The organism is Flavobacterium sp. GW823-FHT06G12 (assembly GCF_058794775.1).
In genome coordinates, this window is the sequence record NZ_JBXAHE010000001.1 from 891672 (window position 1) to 913539 (window position 21868).

The 21868-nt window shown below is 33.1% G+C and carries 18 protein-coding genes; 13 read left to right on the top strand and 5 right to left on the bottom strand.

Annotated features, from left to right (window positions below; all coding sequences use genetic code 11):
* Positions 1-202: 202 nt before the first annotated feature.
* The 4 genes from AC1Q5Z_RS03910 (at position 203) to AC1Q5Z_RS03925 (ending at position 4127) form a co-directional block, all read left to right on the top strand.
* On the top strand, positions 203-877 hold the full coding sequence (locus AC1Q5Z_RS03910; RefSeq protein WP_343585726.1) for a response regulator transcription factor: 675 nt from the start codon (positions 203-205) through the stop codon (positions 875-877).
* A gap of 1 nt (position 878) precedes the next feature.
* Positions 879-2261, top strand: coding sequence for a HAMP domain-containing sensor histidine kinase (locus tag AC1Q5Z_RS03915; RefSeq protein WP_343585728.1), 1383 nt, complete (start codon positions 879-881; stop codon positions 2259-2261).
* Positions 2262-2343: 82 nt separating this feature from the next.
* Positions 2344-3066, top strand: coding sequence for a hypothetical protein (locus AC1Q5Z_RS03920; RefSeq protein WP_343585730.1), 723 nt, complete (start codon positions 2344-2346; stop codon positions 3064-3066).
* 113 nt (positions 3067-3179) lie between these two features.
* Complete coding sequence (locus tag AC1Q5Z_RS03925) at positions 3180-4127, top strand: bestrophin family protein (protein WP_343585732.1); 948 nt, start codon at positions 3180-3182, stop codon at positions 4125-4127.
* A gap of 212 nt (positions 4128-4339) precedes the next feature.
* On the opposite strand, the gene AC1Q5Z_RS03930 is transcribed toward AC1Q5Z_RS03925, so the two are convergent.
* Complete coding sequence (locus AC1Q5Z_RS03930; RefSeq protein ID WP_343585734.1) at positions 4340-5761, bottom strand: aminotransferase-like domain-containing protein; 1422 nt, start codon at positions 5759-5761, stop codon at positions 4340-4342.
* 108 nt (positions 5762-5869) lie between these two features.
* Here AC1Q5Z_RS03930 and AC1Q5Z_RS03935 point away from each other — a divergent pair, with 108 nt between their 5' ends.
* From AC1Q5Z_RS03935 to AC1Q5Z_RS03970, 8 genes are all read left to right on the top strand, one after another.
* Positions 5870-6784, top strand: coding sequence for an EamA family transporter (locus AC1Q5Z_RS03935; RefSeq protein ID WP_286971026.1), 915 nt, complete (start codon positions 5870-5872; stop codon positions 6782-6784).
* 322 nt (positions 6785-7106) lie between these two features.
* Positions 7107-7682, top strand: coding sequence for a Crp/Fnr family transcriptional regulator (locus AC1Q5Z_RS03940; RefSeq protein ID WP_492443856.1), 576 nt, complete (start codon positions 7107-7109; stop codon positions 7680-7682).
* Between the two features lie 62 nt (positions 7683-7744).
* Positions 7745-8533, top strand: a complete 789-nt coding sequence (locus tag AC1Q5Z_RS03945; RefSeq protein ID WP_492443857.1) for an SDR family NAD(P)-dependent oxidoreductase — start codon at positions 7745-7747, stop codon at positions 8531-8533.
* A 95-nt stretch (positions 8534-8628) separates the two neighbouring features.
* On the top strand, positions 8629-10887 hold the full coding sequence (locus tag AC1Q5Z_RS03950; RefSeq protein WP_492443858.1) for an acyl-CoA dehydrogenase family protein: 2259 nt from the start codon (positions 8629-8631) through the stop codon (positions 10885-10887).
* A 219-nt stretch (positions 10888-11106) separates the two neighbouring features.
* Positions 11107-12750, top strand: a complete 1644-nt coding sequence (gene susR, locus AC1Q5Z_RS03955) for a SusR family glycan utilization regulator (RefSeq protein WP_492443859.1) — start codon at positions 11107-11109, stop codon at positions 12748-12750.
* Positions 12751-12953: 203 nt separating this feature from the next.
* Positions 12954-15170: a glycoside hydrolase family 3 C-terminal domain-containing protein gene (locus AC1Q5Z_RS03960; RefSeq protein ID WP_492443860.1), complete on the top strand. Its 2217-nt coding sequence runs from the start codon at positions 12954-12956 to the stop codon at positions 15168-15170.
* A gap of 137 nt (positions 15171-15307) precedes the next feature.
* Positions 15308-15955, top strand: a complete 648-nt coding sequence (locus AC1Q5Z_RS03965) for a DUF1349 domain-containing protein (protein WP_198856033.1) — start codon at positions 15308-15310, stop codon at positions 15953-15955.
* A 98-nt stretch (positions 15956-16053) separates the two neighbouring features.
* Positions 16054-17196, top strand: a complete 1143-nt coding sequence (locus AC1Q5Z_RS03970; protein WP_198856032.1) for an acyltransferase family protein — start codon at positions 16054-16056, stop codon at positions 17194-17196.
* Between the two features lie 222 nt (positions 17197-17418).
* On the opposite strand, the gene tyrS is transcribed toward AC1Q5Z_RS03970, so the two are convergent.
* From tyrS to AC1Q5Z_RS03985, 3 genes are all read right to left on the bottom strand, one after another.
* Positions 17419-18621, bottom strand: a complete 1203-nt coding sequence (gene tyrS, locus AC1Q5Z_RS03975) for a tyrosine--tRNA ligase (protein ID WP_492443861.1) — start codon at positions 18619-18621, stop codon at positions 17419-17421.
* A gap of 275 nt (positions 18622-18896) precedes the next feature.
* Positions 18897-20003, bottom strand: coding sequence for an NADH:flavin oxidoreductase (locus AC1Q5Z_RS03980; RefSeq protein ID WP_198856030.1), 1107 nt, complete (start codon positions 20001-20003; stop codon positions 18897-18899).
* Between the two features lie 7 nt (positions 20004-20010).
* A complete protein-coding gene (locus AC1Q5Z_RS03985; RefSeq protein WP_091496855.1) occupies positions 20011-20313 on the bottom strand; it encodes an ArsR/SmtB family transcription factor in 303 nt (100 codons plus the stop codon).
* Between the two features lie 318 nt (positions 20314-20631).
* Here AC1Q5Z_RS03985 and AC1Q5Z_RS03990 point away from each other — a divergent pair, with 318 nt between their 5' ends.
* Positions 20632-21126 (top strand): TlpA family protein disulfide reductase, encoded by a 495-nt coding sequence (locus AC1Q5Z_RS03990; protein WP_492443862.1) that lies wholly within the window; start codon positions 20632-20634, stop codon positions 21124-21126.
* 153 nt (positions 21127-21279) lie between these two features.
* On the opposite strand, the gene AC1Q5Z_RS03995 is transcribed toward AC1Q5Z_RS03990, so the two are convergent.
* Positions 21280-21660 carry a hypothetical protein gene (locus AC1Q5Z_RS03995; RefSeq protein ID WP_198856028.1) on the bottom strand — a complete coding sequence of 127 codons (381 nt, stop codon included), beginning with the start codon at positions 21658-21660 and terminating at the stop codon, positions 21280-21282.
* Between the last annotated feature and the right edge of the window lie 208 nt (positions 21661-21868).

Here is a 21868-nt window from a genome sequence, read left to right on the forward strand (position 1 = left end):
AAACTACAATTTGGTTTAAAAGCAACACTTCTCTTTTATTTCAAAAATTAAGATTAATAAGCTTTAACCCAAAAAAAATATGAAAAAGCAGGCTGTAAGGGTTGCTTTTTTTATTCTTCATAATTAAATCATAATTTGTAATGTTGTGTCAAATTATGTTAAATTGTATTCCTATTTTTGTTGTATATACACACTTCTTAAGATGAAATTACTGATAGTTGAAGACGAACCAAATCTATTATCGATATTACGTAAAGGGTTTGCAGAAAATAATAATGAAGTAAGCGTTGCAATGGACGGTAAAACGGCTATGGAAATGATTCATAATTATACCTTCGATGTAGTAATTTTGGATGTAATGCTTCCTGATGTCAACGGAATTGAAATTTGCAGAAGACTTCGTGCAGCAAAAAACTTTGTACCTATTTTGTTATTAACAGCTTTAGGAACTTCAGAAAACATTGTAACGGGATTAAACGCTGGAGCTGATGATTATTTGGTAAAGCCGTTTAAATTTGGCGAATTAGATGCCAGAATAAATGCGCTCTACAGAAGATCGCAACAGGAAACAGAAAAAATAGATACTATCACAATTGCCGATTTAGAAATAAACGGACGTGCCAAAACGGTTAAAAGAGATGGCGAAAACATTGTTTTAACTGCCAAAGAATTCAAACTATTATATTATTTAGCTAAAAATACTGGCAGAATCGTTTCGCGCGATCAGATTTTGGATAATGTTTGGGATATTAATTTTGACATGAATACCAACGTTGTCGATGTCTATATTACGTACTTAAGAAGAAAGATAGATAAGCCTTATTCGACCAAACTGATTCATACAATGAAGGGTTTAGGTTATGTAATTAAGCCATAATATGGATATTAGAAAAAAAATCACTTTCAATTATGTTGCCCTTTCTACCTTTAGTACTTCGCTATTGTGTATTATCGTGTTTTTTCTTTTTAGGGAAAACAATCGATATCACTTTTTAAAGCGATTAGATGATAGAGCAAAAATTGTCGCTTCAATTCATTTTCAAAAAGACCCAGAGAAAATTAAATATTATAAAAATCTTCAAAAAAATGGCCTTGAGGAATTAATTGAAGAAGAAGAATATGTATTAAAAATAAATAGCCATAATAGTTTTGATTATAATACAAATCTGAATCTTCCGAATACGTTTTACACCAATATTTTAAAAACAGGAAAAGATTCTTTTGAAAGAGATAATAAATATTATTTAGGACAGATTTTTCAAGAAAACAATCAAAAGTATATTGTAATTGTTAGCGCAAGAGATCGTAAAGGGAAAGACACGACCGTTTATATTGTCAAAATCATGCTTTTTGGCGGAATTGGTTTTGTGATTCTAGCGTTTCTTTTAGGGCGATTTTTAGCAAAACGAGTTATCGATCCTGTAGCAAGAATTACAAAAGAAGTAAAAAGAATTAGTGCTTCTAATCTGCATAATCGTCTTCCAGAAGTCAAAAATTCTGATGAAATTTCAGATTTGACCAATACTTTCAATAATATGCTGGATCGTTTGGAAACCTCTTTTGAGATTCAAGCGAACTTTATTAATAATGCTTCTCACGAATTAAAAACGCCAATAACAACGATTATTGCCGAAGCAGAAATTATGTTGCTTAAAGAAAGACAACAGCATGAATATGTAGAATCTCTACAAAATATATACAGTCAGGCTTCAAGATTAGGAAACTTAACAGAAAGCTTGCTAAAATTGACGCAAACAGGTTATGACGGACAAAAACAAGTGTCTGACATTGCGCGAATGGACGAGTTATTATTGGACGTGAAATCTGATCTTGATAAGATTTATCCAGACAATCGAGTAAGCATTAAACTTAATTTTGCTCCAGAAGATTCTAATTTATTATTGTTGCCATGCAATAAACCGCTTTTAGAATTGGCAATCAATAATATTATTACAAACGGAGTAAAGTATTCGGATAATAATGAAGTGTTTGTGAATCTTTCCGCTAATAAAGAAATGATTAAAATCACGATCAATGATATCGGAATCGGTATTCCGCCTGAAGATATTCCGCATTTATATGAACCTTTCTTTAGAGGTAAAATCGCTGCCAAATACATTGGTTACGGTTTAGGACTTCCGTTAGCTTCTAAAATCATTAGAATGCACGATGGAGAACTTCAAGTACAGTCAGAGCAAAATAAAGGAACTATCGTTACGATTACCTTTAAAAAATTCAACATTAAAAAATCTAATGTTTAATTTTAGAAAATTCTAATTTTAGATTAATAAAGGTCTAATTTCCGGATAGTTATTTTGTAAGTATAAACTAAAAGATATACTTATGAAAAATTTTCTTATACCTACGACTTTAAAAGATGATACAATCTCGGCTGTTAAATCTGCGGTAAATCAGTCTAAAAATACTGAATCAGAAATTATTTTAGTATTAGTTTCAGAAGCGCCTGATACGTTTTCTTCTTCTGGTTTTTTAAGAGAAATGAAATCTGGACTTACCAGAAGTCAGGAAGAAGTTCTAGAAACCTGCCGATATATTGTTGAACACACTTCAAACATAAAATTAAAAGTTCATAATCAATACGGACTTTCAGCACCAATTTTTAAAAGACTGATAGATGTCTTTTCAGTTAAATTGGTCATTCTTACTCATTCTTATAAACAAGAAACCAAAAGAATTCATCAATATTTGGTGCAATTGGCAGGAAATCAGAAATGTCCGATTCTGCATTTAAGTACAGAAGCTAATAAAGAGATTTTCCATAAAGCACTTTATGTAGAAAATTCGAGTGTGAACATTCATGTAAAAGACGTTCAGGATTTCTTAAGCGCCAATTTCTCTTTCGAAATCGTTAGCCAAACTGCCAGTTTTGAAGACGACTACGAAAACGTTGCTCCATTTTTATCAGAAGCCATTTCTAAACATAATATTGATATGTTGGTAGAAACGAGAAAAGGCGAGAAAATCAAATTTAAAAAATCAAAAAAAGAAAATGTCAATGAAAAATTAGGACTTCCTGTTCTTTCATTGTACGAAGAGATGGTTTAAGAGTCTGAGATTCTAAGCTACTAAGACACTAAGTTTCTAAGTTTTTTAATTCTTAGCACCTTAGAAACTTAGAATCTTAGCCTCTCAAAAATTATTAATTTAAAACCGAAAATATGTTGTTAAAGAAAAGAATACCAATGAAGTACGTTCTCGGGAAAATTAAAGTAGAAATTGTTTTAGTGTTGGCTTACACCATACTATTTGAAATTTTTCATCATTATTTCATCAATTTGCCTGTAGATATCCCGATTGCCATTCCGACCATGATAGGAACCATTATTTCCTTATTATTAGCCTTTAAGTCTAATCAGGCTTATGACAGATGGTGGGAAGCTAGAATTGTTTGGGGAGCTGTTGTAAACGATTCTAGAACCTTGATTCGTCAGGTTTTAACATTTTATGATGATCCAGATTTCTCTGTTGAAGCAAGTGAATTCAAAGAAAATTTTGCTAAAAGACAAATTGCTTGGTGTTACAGTTTAGGCCAGTCGCTTAGAAATAGAGATGCAATAAAGCCGATTGAAGGCTTAATTAGCGAAGAAGAAATCAGATACATCAAAAATCATCAGAACGTTCCAAATGCAATTTTGATGCTGCATGCAAGAGATTTAAGAACGGCTAAAAACGAAAAGAAAATCAACATGTATCAGCAGGTTGAAATCGATAATACTTTATCTAGATTATGTGATGAAATGGGGAAATGTGAGCGAATTAAAAACACGATTTTCCCAACAACATATAGTATGTACATTAGATTGACTTTGTGTTTGTTTATTTTCCTATTGCCTTTCGGATTAACGAGTGTTTTAAGCTGGTTTGCAATTCCGCTGATTACTGCGATTGGTGCTGCTTTCTTTTTAATCGAAAGAATGGCGATTCATTTGCAAGATCCGTTCGAAAACAGACCTACAGATACGCCAGTTACTGCAATTGCAAATACAATTGAAAAAAATATCAAGCAAATGTTAAACGAATATCAAAGTGAATTTGATATTCTTAAAGAATTTGACTTAAAAGACGAACCTAAGAAAGTCGAAAAGGACGCTTATTTTGTCTTATAACTATTTAATTTTGGTCTTGAGTTAATTGTTGATTGGACAGTGAGTAGTTGCGCTGTCCAATTTTTTTTGTTATTTAAACACATAGTTTGTCATTTCGACGTAAGGAGAAATCTCCACAAGTAACTCTGTAACAATTTTCCAATCTTTGCTGAGCTTCTCGCAGAGATTTCTCCTTACGTCGAAATGGTAATATTGCGTTGATTTTTTGGAGTCTAGAGTTGCTTCGCCAGCCTTCCCAAGGTCTGAATTGCAGTTCTCAATTCATTAGACCAAGGCAGTCCGAAACTCAATCGCATACAATTTGAAAATTGATTTTGAAAGGAAAAAATCCTTCCCGGAGCGATGCTAATATTATGTTTAAGCGCTAAATGGTAAAAAGCGGCTGTATCGATTTTTTTATCCAATTCGACCCAAAGAAAAAATCCACCTTGAGGTTGGCTCACTTTAGTTCCCGCAGGAAAAGACTCTAAAACCGTATTGATGTAATTGGTACAGTTTCGATTCAAAATTTGGCGAATTTTTCTCAGATGATTTTCGTAACGGCCATTTTTTAAGAAATCTCCAACAACTTCATGTGTAATGGTAGAATTGGAGATCGTATGGTACAATTTGGTTCTCAGAACTTCTTTTTTAAACTTCCCTGGAGAAACCCAACCCACGCGATAGCCTGGTGCCAGACTTTTAGAAACCGAACTGCAGCACAAAACAATACCGCTTTCATCATACGTTTTACAGTTTGTCGGACGGCTTGTTCCAAAATACAAATCACCGTGAATATCATCTTCAATTAGCGGAACATTATAAAAATCCATTAAACGGACGATTTCCTTTTTATGTTCGTTTGGCAGCATGCTTCCCGACGGATTACTGAAATTACTCATCAAAACACAGGCTTTTACTTTCTTTGTAGAAAGCGTTTTTTTAACTGCTTCAATTTCAATTCCTGTTGTCATATTGGTTGGAAGTTCCATTACGTACAAACCCAATGATCTCGCCAATTGCAGAATTCCAAAGTAGACTGGACTTTCAGTAATGATAGTGTCTCCTGGTTTTGTTAGCGTTAATAAACAATCTGAAATGGCCGAAATACAACCTGGAGTCGTTATAATATCATCTTCAGTCAAGGAACCGCCCCAAGTAAACGACCAACGCGCAATTTCTTTTCTTAAATTACTATTTCCTTCAATTTCCTCATAACTCGTTCCGCTGTTTGGAAGTTGACGCATGGCTTGAACCATTCCTTTATTCAGTTTCGCAATCGGAAGTAATTCATTTGACGGAAAACCAAGCGAAAGCATCGTAATATCTTTTTTACGCATATCGCCATAAACCAAATCCACCAAATCCTCGCGTTCAATGTTTTCAAGCGTTAAAAGCGGTTTGCTTGCTGATGGTTCTGGAATTGTTCTAGCCGAAATATTGCTTACATAATAACCCGATTGTGGTCTTGATTCGATCAAAGAACGACTTTCAACTTCGTAATATGCTTTACTGACGGTACTCATACTGTAGCCGGTTTCAGCACAGACTTCTCGTATAGATGGCAATTTGTCGCCTACATTTAAAAGTCCTGATTTGATCTGTTTTTCGATGAGGTCAGCAAATTGAAGATATAAGTAATTCGAATTTTTCATAAAAAAAATAAAACTGTTATGCTGCAATTTACAAAAACTGTATCTGTATTGCTGTTTTATTTTTAAGAAATTTGCGTCATCAAAAGAAAACAATTCAAAAGCAATTTTGTGAAAACAACAAAGTATTATATCGCGGCGATTTCAGCCTTTATTACGTGGGGACTTTTCAGTTTGGTTTTAAAGCCAATTCATGAATATCCTTCGTTAGATATTTTGTTTTTTCGTGTTTTCAGTTGTGCTGGTTTAATGCTTTTAATTGCTTTTTTGTTTAAAAGAAAACAAATAAAAGAAACGATTGAGATTTTTAAAGCGTTATCAAAATCAGAAAAAAGAAAATCGGTTCTGCTGAATATTGGCGGAAGTGTTTTTTTGATGGCAAACTGGTTCACCTTTATTTATGTGGTTAATCATGTGAGTGTAAAAGCAGCTTCTCTGGCATATTTGGTTTGTCCAATTTTAACGACATTATTGGCTTATTTTATACTGAAAGAAAAACTGCTAAAAACACAATGGCTTTCTGTCGGATTAAGTATTTCGGGATGCATATTACTCTCATACACCGATATAATGGATATGTTTTTCAGTATTATTATAGGGCTTACTTATGCTGCTTATTTAGTAAGCCAACGTGCTAACAGAGGTTTTGATAAGTTTATTGTTTTGACTTTTCACATCACATTGTCAGCCTTGTTTTTATTACCGTTTTATCCGGTTTTTGGGGGACCGGTTCCAACGGAATTTAAGTTTTATCTCTGCATTGAAACCATTGCAATTGTATTTACTATAATTCCGTTATTTCTCAATTTATATGCACTTTCAGGAATCAACTCTTCAACAGTTGGAATGTTATTAAACATTAATCCGATGATTGCATTTGGTTTGGCGGCCTTTTTTTTCAAAGAAAATATTACGCCTTTGCAGATTACAGCATACGGTATCATTTTTACCGCAGTGTTAGTTTTTAATTCGCATCATATTTTTGCCATAAAGCAAAAAATGACCTCAATATCCAAGGGTTCTTAATTTCTTAGTTTTCATATTTTTTATTGGTTTAAAATCGAAAATTATAAGAACCTTAACAGGATGTTTAAACAGGAATGAGTATTTTTCATTCCTGTTTTTTTATGCGATAAACTGAAAAATTATTTAGCCACAGATTATACAGATTAAAAGGATTATATTCTTTGGGCAAAAAAATGTTGCCACGAATTGCACGAATTTGCACAAATTTTATTCTCAATTCTAGAATAAATTAATTCGTGTGAATTCGTGCAATTCGTGGCAAACAAAAAAATCCTTTTCAATCTGTGTAATCTGTGGCAAAAAACAAATTGATTTTATTAATATGAAGAATAGCAGACTTGTAAATTTAATCCGTGAAATTATTGCCATAGATGATACAGATATGGTTTTGATGGAAAATTTTTTTGAGTCTGTATATTGTGAAAAAGGACAGTTATTGGAGGTGGAAAATAAGCCTGTAAAATATCTGTATTTCATTAATTCTGGTTTTATTAGAATTTTTTACAACGAAGACGGAAATCAGATTACCACTCATATTAATTGCCCGTCTGGGTTTATTACTTCTTTTAACAGCTTTATAAACGGAACAATTTCGACAGATAGCATAGAATGTATTACTTCTTGTGAATTGCTTAGAATTACCAAAAACAATTTGGATATTTTATGTCAGAAAAGTCCAAAATGGGCTGATTTTGCAAGAATTACTTATGAACAGTCTGTAATTTATAACGAACAGCGAACAAAAGACATTATCAATTTGTCTGCTGAGGAACGTTATCTGAAATTACTTAAATATAATCCTGACATTATTCAGAATGTTCCGCTTCAATATATTGCTTCTTTTATTGGAATAAAACCTGAAAGTTTGAGTCGAATCAGAAAAAAACTCATTTCCTAACATAGGTCAAGTAGATTGGTTTAGTTATTAATGAATTTTGCCCCATCATTAATACTAAAGAAATGAAAACAATAAAAAACAAAACAGCACTCATTACGGGTGCATCATCTGGAATTGGTGAAGCTTTTGCATATGAATTGGCAAAACAAGGTGCAAATCTTATTTTAACTGCAAGATCAAAAGATAAATTAGAATTCTTAGCTAAAAAAATCACTGCAGCATATCAAGTTAAAGTAAACGTTTTTGAGGTCGACCTTATTAAAAAAGAAACGCCTCAACAATTATATGATAAAATAAAACAAGCAGGTTTATCTGTGGATTTACTAGTGAATAATGCGGGTTTTGGAAAATGGACAAATTTTCTTGATGAAACCATTGAAGATTATGAAGATATGGTAGAAATCAATATTAATGCTTTGGTTAAATTATCCTATTTGGTGTTGCCAGATATGATAAAGAAAAAAGATTGCGGAATTATAAATGTTGCTTCGACAGGGGCTTTACAGCCTTGTCCGTATGTTGCAGCATATTGCGCCAGTAAATCCTTTGTACTTAATTTCTCAGAAGCATTATACGGAGAATACAATCATAAAGGTGTTACTATTACTGCGCTTTGCCCAGGCAATACCACAACAGGTTTTCAAGCAGTGGCAAAAGCCAATACAAAAGGAATGGCTGCTGATACTCCAGAAACAGTTGCAAAACAAGGAATACATGCATTACTTAAAAACAAAAGTTTTAAAATTGTTGGAAAAATGAACTATGCACAATCATTTTTGCCAAGATTTCTCTCTAGAAAAACTATGATCAAAGTGGTAAGCGGTATGATGAATAGTAAGGTTAATGGCTGATTTTTTTATCTTCAATTAGATTTATTAAGAGAACCTTAACTTACTTTAAGCCATAAATTTCTTTAATTTAACAAAAGTTAATTTTAAGATTCGTTATGCAAAATACCAAACTTCAAGCCTTTACTCCGTTATTTTATTTAGTGTGGTCAGACGATTTACTGACACAGAAAGAATTTACAACCTTAAAAGAGTTTATAAATTCGCTAAATGTTTTGTCTCAAGAAGAAAAAGAATATTTGCTTTCTAAAGTAGATATTTCAAATCCGCCTTCGCGAAATGAACTCACACAATGGAAATTGGATATTGAAAAAAGCATTCAGGATAAATCTTCTGTTAAGTCGATTTTTGATATTGCAAGAGCACTTTCGGGAACCGATTTGGATTTAACACCAATCGAATCCGATTTCAAAAAACTAGAAAATGATTTAGGGATTTTAGGCGAAGAGGCGCTTCAAAACTTTAAAACCAAAGCGGATTCTTTTACAGCCAATTCTCATACAGATGCTAGTTTTGACATTCAGAAAATCACTCAACTTTTAGACGGAAAAGAAGCTGCAATAATTGAAAGAGTTAAATCTGTGATTTCGAGACCTGAATTTGCATATGAAACGTCTACCGATATTAACGTTTTTAGACAAACAGTTTACAAATGGTGCAAAATTCTAGCCGATGAAAATTTAGGAAGCATGGCTTATCCAAAAGAATATGGCGGAGGAGGAAATATTGAAGATTATTTCGCCATCATGGAAACGCTGAGTTATCACGATTTAAGTTTGGTAATTAAATTTGGTGTTCAGTTTGGACTTTGGGGAATGAGTGTTCAATCGTTAGGAACTGAAAAACATTATGCTAAATATCTAAAAGATATTGGTTCATTGAAACTTCCAGGCTGTTTTGCCATGACTGAAACACATCACGGATCGAACGTAAAAGGTCTAGAAACAACAGCAACTTACAATCATAACGATCAGACTTTTACCATTCATACGCCAAATAAAAATGCTCAAAAAGAATATATTGGCAACGCAGCTGTTCATGGACAAATGGCGACGGTTTTTGCTAAATTAATTATTGACGATCATGATTATGGCGTAAATGCTTTTGTGGTTCCGTTACGCGATCCAAACGGAAATGTATTAAACGGAGTAACAATTGGCGATTGCGGCCATAAAATGGGATTAAATGGCGTAGATAACGGAACAATAAGTTTTGATAATGTGGTGATTCCGAAAGACAATATGCTGGATCGCTTTGCTTCAGTAAATGATAAAGGCGAATTTGAAAGCCCGATTCCGAGTGATAATAGACGATTTTTTACGATGTTAGGAACTTTGGTTGGAGGAAGAATCGGAATTCCGCGTTCGGCTCTAGCTGCAGCTAAATCAGGATTAACAATTGCCATTCGCTATAGCGATCAAAGAAGACAATTTGGTCCAGAAGGAGGTTCTGAAGTTCCTATTTTAAATTACAGAATGCATCAGCGTCGATTATTGCCACACTTAGCTAAAACGTATGCCGTTCATTTTGCACTTCAATATTTAACGAGTAGATTTTTAAACAGAACCGAAGCTGAAATGCAAGAAATCGAAGCATTGGCAGCAGGAATGAAATCGTATTCTACTTGGAGCACGAGAGATATTCTGCAAGAATGTAGAGAAGCTTGCGGAGGAAAAGGCTATTTGTCTGAAAATAGAATAGATGCGCTTAAAAACGATACTGAAATTTACACCACTTTTGAAGGAGATAATACCGTTTTAATGCAATTAGTAGCTAAAAACAGATTAGCAGAATTCAGAAAGTCATTTGGAGAAATGGGTTCGTTGGGAATTATCAATTATGTATACGAAAATGCAAAAACAGCAATTGCAGAGAAAAACCCAATTGCAACCCGTAGAACAGAAGACGAACATTTGTTAGATGGAGAATTTCATCTTCAGGCATTTGTTCATAGAGAAAAAACAATTTTGGCTTCAGCAGCTAGACGTATCAAAAAATTGATTGATGGAGGATTAGAACCTTATGATGCTTTCAACGTTGTGCAACATCAAATGATTGATGTGGCCGAAGCATATTTGGAAAGAATAGTTTTAGAGCAATTTCAAATCGCAATAAAAGCGGTTGAAGACGAATCTTCGAAAGTTATTTTAACGAAATTGAATCAGTTATATGCGCTTTCACAGATAGAAAAAAACAAAGGTTGGTATCTTGAAGACGGTTATATGGAAGCAGTAAAAACCAAAGCAGTCCGTAAAATGGTAAATCAGCTTTGTTGGGATATTCGTCCAGATGCTGTGGCTCTCGTAAATGCTTTCAATATTCCAGAAAGTTGTTTAGCGGCGCCTATTGCGCTTTAGTTTTATATAGTATAGCAGAGCTTTGTGAAATTTTGAAACTTTCACAAAGCTTTTGTTTTTAATAAATTTATTTATACGAATTGTATTTTTGTTATCGTATTATTTTATAGCATAAAATAATGCAATTTCATTTTTGGTTAATTATAACCACTCTCAAAATAATTCATTTTTTATATTTTCGCTTTGCTATATTTGTAATTCCTTTATATTAAAATCGCTTTGAAAAAATATTACTTATTTCTGTTTTTTATTTTAAACCTTCCACTTTTTGCATCGGAGAGTACAGATGTTATTTTGAAAGAATTAAACGAAGCGATTAAAAATAAACAGCATTACGTAAAGATTAAAGAAGAGCGAATTCTGAATTTCAAGAAGATAAAATCGGATAATCTTACGAAAGAGCAGGAGTATAATTATAACAAAACACTTTATTTTGAATATCAGAAACTAAACTCAGATTCTGCAATTCAATATATAAAAAAGAACATCAAAATTGCCGAAGAACTTCAAAATAAAGAACTTTTAGATTTAGCGCAATTGCAACTGGTAACACTTTATTCGTCTTCTGGAAAATACCGTGAATCTGAAGCAATTTTAAAAAGCATTAATAAAAAAAGCCTTCCTGCTTCTTTACTTCCAAATTATTATATTTCGTATCGTGAATTTTTTGAACATTATGCGGCTAATAGTTACAGTCCCGAATACAGAAAACAGATTGGGAGTTATCGTGATTCATTATTAAGTATTCTAAAACCAAATACATTAGAATATCAAATTAATAGAATCCAGCAAGATATTTTTATTGATAAAAAATACAATGATCCCAAAAAGCAGTTATTAGCTTTATTGAATAAAACAAAAGAAGAAAGTCCAGAATATGCAATGATTACCTATTTGTTAGGAAAAATAGGTGAAGCTACGCATGACTTAGAAGCTAGAAAAAGATACTACGCACTTTCTGCCACTTCAGATATTAAAAATGCCAATAAAGACAATGCTTCACTCCAAGAGTTGGCTTTAGTTTTTTACGAAATTGGAGATGTCGATATGGCTTATAAACTCACACAATCTGCGATTGAAGATGCATTATATTGCAATGTTCAGTTTCGAACTTTGTTGATGTCAGAAGTATATTCGATTATTAATACAGTTTATCAGGAACGTGAAGCGCAACGAAAAAGTGAATTACAGATTTATTTGCTTTGCATCAGTTTGCTTTCTCTATTTTTACTAGTTGCAATTATTTACGTTTACAAACAAATGAAAAAGGTTTCTAGAATTAGAAGCGAACTTTATGAAACCAGCCAGAAACTAGCAGAGTTAAATAAAGATATTACTGAAACAAACAAGCAGTTGCAAGAAAGTAATCTGCAATTGTCTGAATCTAATTTGGTTAAAGAAGAATATATTGCACATTTCTTCAGTCTTTGCTCAACTTACATTAACAAATTAGAAAATTATCGCATTAGTTTAAACAAGAAAGCAACAGCAAAACAATTCGATGAAATTTACAAAATATTAAAATCAACTACTTTGGTTGATAATGAGCTAGAAGAATTATACAAAAACTTCGATATTATCTTTTTAAACCTATATCCAACATTTGTCAAAGATTTCAATGCTTTATTAATTCCAGAAGAGCAAATCGTTTTAAAGCAAAATGAATTACTAAATACAGAACTTCGAATTTTTGCTTTAATCAGACTCGGAATTACGGACAGTGTTAAAATAGCAGCATTTTTGCGTTATTCTTTAAGCACAATTTACAACTATCGCACAAGAGCTCGAAATAAGGCGGCAGTTTCGCGAAATGATTTCGAAGAAATGGTCATGAAAATTGGCTCAATGGCTTTGAAAGCGTAAATGTTTATTTCAAAATCACTACTTTTTTTAAGGTGTTTTTTGTTTTAAATATTTAAAAATCAATGTATTAATTTTTTAAACCACTACTTTTTTCTGTCTAAAAATGTAACTTGTACGATAACGTTTTAGTTTTACAATATGATAGAAAAGTTTTTATATAGACTTTATAATATTATCTAACTAATGCTTTAATTATTACTGTTATGTTAAAAAACGTTAAAACAATTGTTGTTTTACTTTTACTGAGTTCTTTGGGAGCAAATGCTCAGAATAAAGTTCCAGTTTATCTAGATGATAAAAAACCGATTGAAGAGCGCGTAGAAGATGCGCTTAAACGAATGACAACTGATGAGAAAATTGCCATGATTCATGCGCAGTCTAAATTTAGTTCTCCAGGTGTAAAACGTCTTGGAATTCCCGAAAACTGGATGACTGATGGACCACACGGAATTCGTACAGAGGTAAAATGGGACGAATGGGATCAAGCTGGATGGACAAACGATTCTTGTATTGCTTTTCCAGCGCTTACAGCACTTTCATCTACATGGAACAAAGAATTGGCTTCTTTATATGGCAAATCTATTGGAGAAGAAGCACGTTACCGTAACAAAAATGTATTATTAGGACCTGGTGTAAATATTTATAGAAGTCCATTAAACGGTCGTAACTTCGAATATATGGGAGAAGATCCGTTTTTGGCATCTAAAATGGTTGTTCCTTATATTAAAGGTGTTCAAGCAAATGGAGTTGCAGCTTGCGTAAAACATTTCGCTTTAAATAATCAAGAAACAAATCGTAACTCGGTTAACGTAATTGTTGACGATCGTGCATTGTACGAAATTTATCTTCCTGCTTTTAAAGCTGCAGTTCAAGAAGGTGATGTTTGGTCAATTATGGGGGCTTACAACAAATACAAAGGACAGCAATGTTGCCACAACGAATATTTATTAAACGATATTCTTCGCGGAGAATGGGGCTTCAAAGGAGTTGTAGTTTCAGATTGGGGTGGAGTTAGTGATACTAAACAAGCTATTCACAATGGTTTGGATATGGAATTCGGTTCTTGGACAAATGGTCTTTCTTGGGGAACAAGTAATGCATATGATAACTACTATTTAGCAAAACCATATGCAGAAATGATCAAAAAAGGAGAAGTTGGAACTAAAGAATTGGACGAAAAAGTACGTCGCATTCTACGTTTATCTTTCCTAACTACAATGGATAGAAACCGTCCTTTTGGGTCTTTTGGAACTGAAGAGCATGCTTTGGCTGGCCGTAAAATTGCTGAAGAAGGAATCGTTTTATTACAAAACAACAACAATATTCTTCCAATCAATCTTTCTAAAACCAAAAAGATTGCTGTAATTGGAGAAAATGCGATCAAAATGATGACAGTTGGTGGAGGGAGTTCTTCGCTTAAAGCAAGATACGAAATCACGCCACTTGAAGGTCTAAAGAAAAGAATCGGGAACCAAGCTGAAATTGTTTATGCAAGAGGTTATGTAGGAGATCCTACAAGTAATTACAATGGAGTTATTGCTAAAGTAAGTTTGGAAGAGAAACGTTCTCCAGCTGAATTGACTGCAGAAGCTTTAAAAGTAGCTAAAGATGCTGATATTGTTCTTTTTATCGGCGGATTGAACAAAAGCGAAAATCAAGATGACGAAGGACACGATCGTAAAGAGTTGAATTTATCTTATGGTCAGGATAAATTAATTAGCGAATTAGCGAAAGTAAATAAAAACATTGTTTTTGTAAATATTTCTGGAAATGCAATTGCAATGCCTTGGATTAAAGAGGTTCCAGGAATTGTGCAGGGATGGTTTTTAGGAACTGAGGCAGGAAATGCTTTAGCAAATGTTTTGGTTGGAGATGTAAATCCTTCTGGAAAATTATCTTTCACTTTCCCAGTAAAATTATCTGATAACGGAGCTCATGCTTTAGGAGAATTTCCAGGTGGCGATGACGTAAAATACAACGAAGGAATTTTTGTAGGATACCGTTGGATTGACAAAAACAAAATCAAACCATTGTTCTCTTTTGGACACGGTTTAAGCTACACTACTTTTACTTACGGAAAAGTAACAGCTGACAAAAAACAAATTAACGAAGGAGATAAAATTACATTCTCAGTTAACGTAAAAAATACAGGAAGCAGAGAAGGATCTGAAGTAGTACAATTGTACATTACTGACGTGAAATCTTCATTGCCTCGTCCGATAAAAGAATTAAAAGGTTTTGAGAAGGTTGCTCTTAAAGCTGGAGAAGAAAAAACAGTAACGTTTACAATTGATAAGACAGCTTTAAGTTTCTTTGATGATAAAAAACATGACTGGGTTGCAGAACCTGGTGATTTCGAAGCAATTATTGGTGCTTCATCTACAGATATAAAATCTAAAGTGAAATTCTCACTTAAATAAGTTTTTTATTTCTAAAATTGGTTGGTTTGTAAAGCTGCAAGTGTAAAAATTTGCAGCTTTGCTTTTGTCTTAAAATTTTAGATGTACAAACAAAATATTAGAAGTTTTGCTTTAATAATAAAAATCAAATTTTGAAAATGAAACGAATACTACTATTTACATTTGGTTTTGTCATGTTCCAGAACCTTTCAGCACAGAGTCTGAACAAAATGCAATGGTTTAATGAACCTGAAAAATGGGAAATTAAAAATAATGCATTGATTATGAATGTTACCGCAAATAGCGATTACTGGAGAATTTCGCACTATGGATTCACAGTGGATGATGCGCCTTTTTACTACGCCAATTACGGTGGAGAGTTTGAAGCAAAAGTAAAACTGACAGGAAACTACATCGCTCGTTTTGACCAGATGGGTTTGATGATTCGTATAGACGAGAAAAATTACATCAAAACAGGAGTGGAGTTTGTAGACGGAAAATTTAATGTCAGTACCGTTGTAACACACGACAAAAGCGATTGGAGCGTAACAACTTTAGATAAAGTGCCTCCTTTTATTTGGATTAAAGCCGTACGACGATTAGATGCCGTTGAAATATTCTATTCTTTTGATGATAAAAACTATATCATGACCAGAAATGCGCCTTTACAAGATAACGCACCAGTTATGGTAGGTTTAATGGCTGCTTCTCCTGACGGAAAAGGCTTTGAAGCAAAATTTGAAAACTTCTCTGTAAAACATTTACCAGACCAGAGAAGAGCAGAATGGCTAAAAAATCATCAATAAGCTAAATTTCAATCTAAAAATCCAAACTCAAAAAATAATTTTAGATCACAATCAATCTAAAATTTTATCAATCTAACTTAACCTTAAACCAAAAACAAATGAGTTCAATTTCATCTGATATTAAACCAAAAAAACATTACGAAATTCTAGACGGACTGCGTGGAGTTGCAGCTATTTTAGTTGTTGCTTTCCATATTTTTGAAGCCTTTGCAGGCGGAAACCGTTTTAAACAAATTATAAATCATGGATATCTTGCGGTAGATTTCTTTTTCCTTTTATCAGGATTTGTTGTCGCTTATGCATATGACGATCGTTGGGGTAAAATGGGACAATGGGAATTTTACAAACGCCGTTTAATTCGTTTACAGCCAATGGTAATTCTAGGAATGATCATTGGGGCTATATTTTACTATTTTCAAGCTTCAGACGCATTGTTTCCAATGATTGCGGGAATGGAAGTCTGGAAAGTTATTTTAACTATGGTAATAGGTTTTACACTTTTACCAATTCCACCTTCATTAGAAATTAGAGGTTGGGGAGAAATGCATCCTTTAAATGGGCCGGCATGGTCGCTTTTTTTCGAATATATTGCAAACATCTTGTACGCCTTAATCTTTCGTAAATTTTCGAATAAAGTAATGTCGGTCTTTGTATTAATATTTGCCGGATTGCTAATTAATTATACAGTTTTCGGATCAAAAGGAGACGTAATTGGCGGTTGGTCATTGAATTTGGAGCAAATGAATGTCGGTTTTACCCGTTTATTATATCCGTTTTTTGCTGGAGTATTACTGTGCCGTCTAGGAAAACTTATTCATGTAAAAAACGCCTTTTGGATTTGCAGTATTTTAATCACGATTGTTTTGGCACTTCCAAGATTTGGAGACGAAAACAGTCTTTGGATAAATGGTTTATACGAATCAATCTGTATTATTTTAATTTTTCCGCTTATTGTGGCAATTGGAGCAGGAGGAGAGATTAAAAATGAATTTTCATTAAAAATCTGTAAACTTCTAGGAGACATTTCGTATCCAATTTACATTACACATTATCCTTTAATTTATTGGTTTACAGCTTGGGTTGTAGATAATAAAGTTAGTATGGAAAATGGATATTTAGAAGGAATTGGAGTTTTAATTGTGACCATAATATTAGCTTTCGTATGTTTAAAATTATACGATGAACCAGTTAGAAAATGGCTTGTAAATAAATTTCAAAAAAGAAAAGTTTCTTTACAGTAAAAAGAGGCAAAGAATCAAAGAAATAAGGTACAGAGCTGAAAAACTTTGTCCCTTTACAACTCGAACCTAAAAATAATGAATTTCTAAATTTTGTTAGTTATAGATATTCAAAAAGGGATAAACTTAATTGTTTATCCCTTTCTTATTTATTTTTGAAACCCGAATATAGAAATGTAAAATTAAATTGCAGAGGTTCGCTCTTTACAAACAATAATGATTCAATTATTGCAATTCATAAAAATTTCTCTTTCCAATTTTGATTTTTGTTTCTTTTTCTAATAAAATCAATTCGTTTGGATTTATAATTTTCTCATTATTGATTTGAACTGCACCACTTTCAATTAATCTTCTATTAGCTGATTTTGTTATATCATTTTTAATGAATGCACAAAGATCAATCAAAGTCATTTTACTGGTTTGATTTTCTAAAGAAGAAATCGAAACAGGAATAAATGATTTTGATGCTGCATTTTTACTTTGAAATTGATTAATGAAAAATTGTTCTGCTTGTTCTGCTTCATTTTGATTATGGTATTGGCTGATAATATTTTTAGCAATTAGTTTTTTAATATCCATCGGATTTTCTTTCTCTAATCTTTTCTTGATTTCTTCTTTTTCTTCGAATGAAAAATTGGTTGTCAATTCTAAAAATTCTAAAATAAGAGCGTCAGGAATTGACATCGTTTTACCAAACATTTCATTTGGTTCATCAATTAAACCAATTGTATTATGAAGCGATTTACTCATTTTTTCCTTTCCATCCAATCCCTTAAGTAAAGGCATGCACATCACAATTTGTCCCGAAAGTTTAAAACTTTCCTGTAACTGTCTTCCCATAGTGCAGTTAAATAATTGGTCAGTTCCGCCCATTTCGATATCAGCATTAATTTTAACCGAATCAAAACCTTGCAAAATTGGGTAAACCAATTCATGCATTGCAATTGGCGTATTCTCACTAAAACGCTTATTAAAGTCATTTCGATGCATCAATTGTGCAACCGTCACATTCGACATAATCTGAATCACTTCAGAAAAAGGAAGTTCGTCAAGCCATTCTGAGTTGAAAACAATTTTGGCCTTTTCAACATCAATAATTTTAGACAATTGCGAAATGTAGGTTTCTGCGTTGTGCTGTACCTCTTCAATGCTTAAAGGTTTTCGGCTTTTGTTTTTTCCAGTCGGATCACCGATTCTTGCCGTAAAACTTCCAACAACAATTACAATTTGATGTCCTAAATCTTGAAATTGTTTCAGTTTTTTAAGCACAACAGCATGCCCCAAATGCAAATCTGGAGCAGTTGGATCAAAACCCAGTTTAATAATTAATTTTCTGTTTTCTTTTTTAGCTAGGTTTAGTTTTTCTTCTAAGCCATTTTCGGGAAGAAAGATGGCAGCATTTTCTTTTAATTTTTGAATTGTTTCCATTTTTTTGAAAATAAAAAAGCCCGGACGAAATGCCCGGGCTTTAAGGTTTATATAATTTATCTATTTAATTTACAGTTGTGAATACGTTGAATTATATGCATAGCCTATCCAAGCAGATATTATTGCATAATAATAAGTGCTGAAAAAAGGAAGGCGTAATATGCTGTTCAAGAATTTCATATCGACTGCAAAGATAAATTTTTTAATTACGGTATTCAAAAAAAACTTAGTGCCTAAGAATCTTAGTAGCTTAGTACTTAGTACCTCAAAAAAAATTATTCTAAAACCAATTGACCTAGGGCCTCTTTAGTAAAACCTTTTAATTCGTCAGTTTTTCCAGCTTTGATTTTAGCCACCCAATTTGGATCAGATAAAAGAGGTCTTCCCACGGCAACCAAATCAAAATCGCCTCTGTCAAAACGTCTGTTTAATTCGTCTAAAGAAGTTGGTTGTGAACTTTCGCCAGCAAATGCTCCGAAGAAATCGCCAGAAAGTCCCACAGAACCTACCGTAATAGTTGGCGCTCCAGTTACTTTTTTAGCCCATCCTGCAAAATTCAAATCAGAATCTTCGAATTCTGGTTCCCAGAAACGACGTTGCGAAGCATGAATAATATCAACTCCAGCATCAACAAGAGGAGTAAGCCAAGCTTCTAATTCTTGCGGATTTTTAGCCAATTTATAGTTGTAATCAGAAGGCTTGAATTGAGAAAAACGCATAATTACAGCAAAGTCATTTCCAACTTGCTTTCTCACTTCTTTTATCACTTCAATAGCAAAACGATTACGTTCAGGAAGTGTTTTTCCTCCATAGATATCTTCACGTAAATTTGTTTCAGCTCTAAAGAATTGGTCAATTAAATAACCATGTGCACCGTGAATTTCAACAGTGTCAAAACCTAATCTTTTAGCATCAGCAGCTGCTTTACCAAAAGCAAGAATAGTTTCTTCAATATCTTTTTCAGACATGGCAACACCATTTCTAAAATCAGGACGGTTTAATCCAGACGGACCTTCAAAAGGAACCGGTGGAACCCATCCCGAGTGGTGATTGTCCATAATTCCCATATGCCAGATCTGCGGTCCCATTTTTCCGCCTGCAGCATGAACTTCATCAATAACTTTTTTCCATCCGTTTAAAGCCAAATCGCCATAAAAGTGAGGAACATTAGCATCATTAGAAGAAGATTTTCTGTCAATAACAGTTCCTTCAGATAAAATTAAACCAACTTCACCTTCAGCTCTTTTTTGGTAATAAGCTGCGACTTCATCAGTTGGAACTCCGTTAGGAGAAAAAGAGCGCGTCATTGGCGCCATTACGATTCGGTTTTTCAGATTTAACGTCTTTAAGTTAAACTCAGAAAAGAGGTTGTTTGTACTCATAGTAATTTTACAAATTAGATTGAATTAATTTACTAAGTGCTTCAAAGGCACCTTCGTTACGTTTATAATAAGTCCATTGTCCAACACGCTTGGCTTCAATAAAACCAGCACGCTGTAAAATAGACAGGTATTCGGATACTGTGGATTGTGTCAAACCAGCTTTGGCTTGAATCTGCCCAACGCAAACACCATGCTCAAATCCGGCATGTTCTAGCTGTCCCGGAAAGTTAATTTCGGGCTCTTTTAGCCATTCCAGCATTTGTAATCTGGACTTGTTGGATAATGCTTTAAATATTTCTATCGTTTCCATGATGCAAATATATCGACTTTTCCCGATATATGGATTTAAGGAAAAATATTTAAGATTTTTTTATGATTGAGATGGCTGAATGAAGAAGAATTTGATAAAGAAAATTTATATTTGTTTTTTATAATCTCGTTGAGATATGCAGTTTTGTATGCTTATTTTATGTCATTTCGACGAAGGAGAAATCTCCGCAAGTAACTCCGCAACGAATGTCTAATCTTTGTAGAGCTTCTCGTGAAGATTTCTCCTTCGTCGAAATGACAAACTAGTGTGTTGATTACGAGATTAAAACAAACCCCGAATAAACAAAACTTAATCATTATGAAAAAAACTTTACTTATTGTAGCATTTTTATGCTGTGTAATCACCAATTCTAAAGCTCAAGTTGTAGGTGTAGATGTTGGAAATATTGCACCAGAAATTGATCTTCCAGATACAAAAGGAGAAAAAATTGCACTTTCTTCTTTAAGAGGAACTTTAGTTTTAATTGACTTTTGGGCTTCTTGGTGCGGGCCTTGCATTAAAGAACAGCCTTTATTAATAAAATTGAATAATGCTTATCCGGATAAATTATCGATTTACGGAGTTTCGATGGATACGAAAAAGCCATTATGGACTGGAGCAATCGCAAAAGGGAAGTTGCCTTGGACAAATGTTAGTGATTTAAAATACTGGCAATCTCCAGTTGTTAGCGATTATATGTTGCAATCTGTTCCATTAAACTTTTTAATTGATAAGAACGGAATTATTTTAGCAAAAAACATTCACGGACAGGCGTTAGAAGCTAAAATTAAAGAGCTTTTACAAGTGCAGTAGGATTGTCTTAACTGCAAAGGACGCAAAGGTTTATGTTAAGTATGCTAAGAATTTAAAAAACTTTGCGAACCTTGCGTAAACCTTTGCGTCCTTTGCGGTTAAAAAAAACAAAAGTCCAGCCAATAAGGCCAGACTTTTAATTTTTAATTTTCTCTAAGACTCTTTAATCACTTTCTTTACACCTCCAAAACTAGTTTTCAGCATTTCTCTAATCTGAAACTGCGTTTTGTTTCCCGATGCGCTTTTCCAATCTTTGAGATCAAAAATATGAATTTGATCTGCGTAAGGATTTGTTAAAAATGAAATTCGTGAAATCGTATATTTATAGTATTTCAGTTCGTGCGAAACATGTCGATTTGGAACAACGATTAGAATGTTTTCCCAATTCAAAAAGTCTTTCGGAACGTCTTTTCTTTCTAACAATCCTAAAGATTCAAAAAAAGCGGTAATCTTCTGATCATTAAGTTTGTTAATCTTATGATCAAGGCTTTTAAAAGTACTTTGTAGTCTATTTTCGTTGATAATAGTACTCATCGTATAATTGCTTTTTATGATTTTAATATAAAATTACATCAAAAGAAAATCATTTTTGAATCTGAAGCCATTAGATTCATTCTAAATTTTAGAAACCGCTTTATAAGTATTTGTTATGAATGAGTTATCATGTTTTGATAAAATACTATTAATCTTTCTTTGTTAAAAGCTTTATTTTTATCGCTACTTGATTTTACTAACAACCAAA

Excerpts from the sequence above, each read along its gene's own strand:
- AC1Q5Z_RS03925 (WP_343585732.1), top strand. The coding sequence starts at position 3,180 with ATGTTGTTAAAGAAAAGAATACCAATGAAGTACGTTCTCGGGAAAATT.
- AC1Q5Z_RS03950 (WP_492443858.1), top strand. The coding sequence starts at position 8,629 with ATGCAAAATACCAAACTTCAAGCCTTTACTCCGTTATTTTATTTAGTG.
- AC1Q5Z_RS03960 (WP_492443860.1), top strand. The coding sequence starts at position 12,954 with ATGTTAAAAAACGTTAAAACAATTGTTGTTTTACTTTTACTGAGTTCT.
- AC1Q5Z_RS03920 (WP_343585730.1), top strand. The coding sequence starts at position 2,344 with ATGAAAAATTTTCTTATACCTACGACTTTAAAAGATGATACAATCTCG.
- AC1Q5Z_RS03980 (WP_198856030.1), bottom strand. The coding sequence starts at position 20,003 with ATGAGTACAAACAACCTCTTTTCTGAGTTTAACTTAAAGACGTTAAAT.
- AC1Q5Z_RS03995 (WP_198856028.1), bottom strand. The coding sequence starts at position 21,660 with ATGAGTACTATTATCAACGAAAATAGACTACAAAGTACTTTTAAAAGC.
- AC1Q5Z_RS03930 (WP_343585734.1), bottom strand. The coding sequence starts at position 5,761 with ATGAAAAATTCGAATTACTTATATCTTCAATTTGCTGACCTCATCGAA.
- AC1Q5Z_RS03910 (WP_343585726.1), top strand. The coding sequence starts at position 203 with ATGAAATTACTGATAGTTGAAGACGAACCAAATCTATTATCGATATTA.
- tyrS (WP_492443861.1), bottom strand. The coding sequence starts at position 18,621 with ATGGAAACAATTCAAAAATTAAAAGAAAATGCTGCCATCTTTCTTCCC.
- AC1Q5Z_RS03965 (WP_198856033.1), top strand. The coding sequence starts at position 15,308 with ATGAAACGAATACTACTATTTACATTTGGTTTTGTCATGTTCCAGAAC.
- AC1Q5Z_RS03945 (WP_492443857.1), top strand. The coding sequence starts at position 7,745 with ATGAAAACAATAAAAAACAAAACAGCACTCATTACGGGTGCATCATCT.
- AC1Q5Z_RS03970 (WP_198856032.1), top strand. The coding sequence starts at position 16,054 with ATGAGTTCAATTTCATCTGATATTAAACCAAAAAAACATTACGAAATT.
- AC1Q5Z_RS03990 (WP_492443862.1), top strand. The coding sequence starts at position 20,632 with ATGAAAAAAACTTTACTTATTGTAGCATTTTTATGCTGTGTAATCACC.
- AC1Q5Z_RS03985 (WP_091496855.1), bottom strand. The coding sequence starts at position 20,313 with ATGGAAACGATAGAAATATTTAAAGCATTATCCAACAAGTCCAGATTA.
- AC1Q5Z_RS03915 (WP_343585728.1), top strand. The coding sequence starts at position 879 with ATGGATATTAGAAAAAAAATCACTTTCAATTATGTTGCCCTTTCTACC.
- AC1Q5Z_RS03940 (WP_492443856.1), top strand. The coding sequence starts at position 7,107 with ATGAAGAATAGCAGACTTGTAAATTTAATCCGTGAAATTATTGCCATA.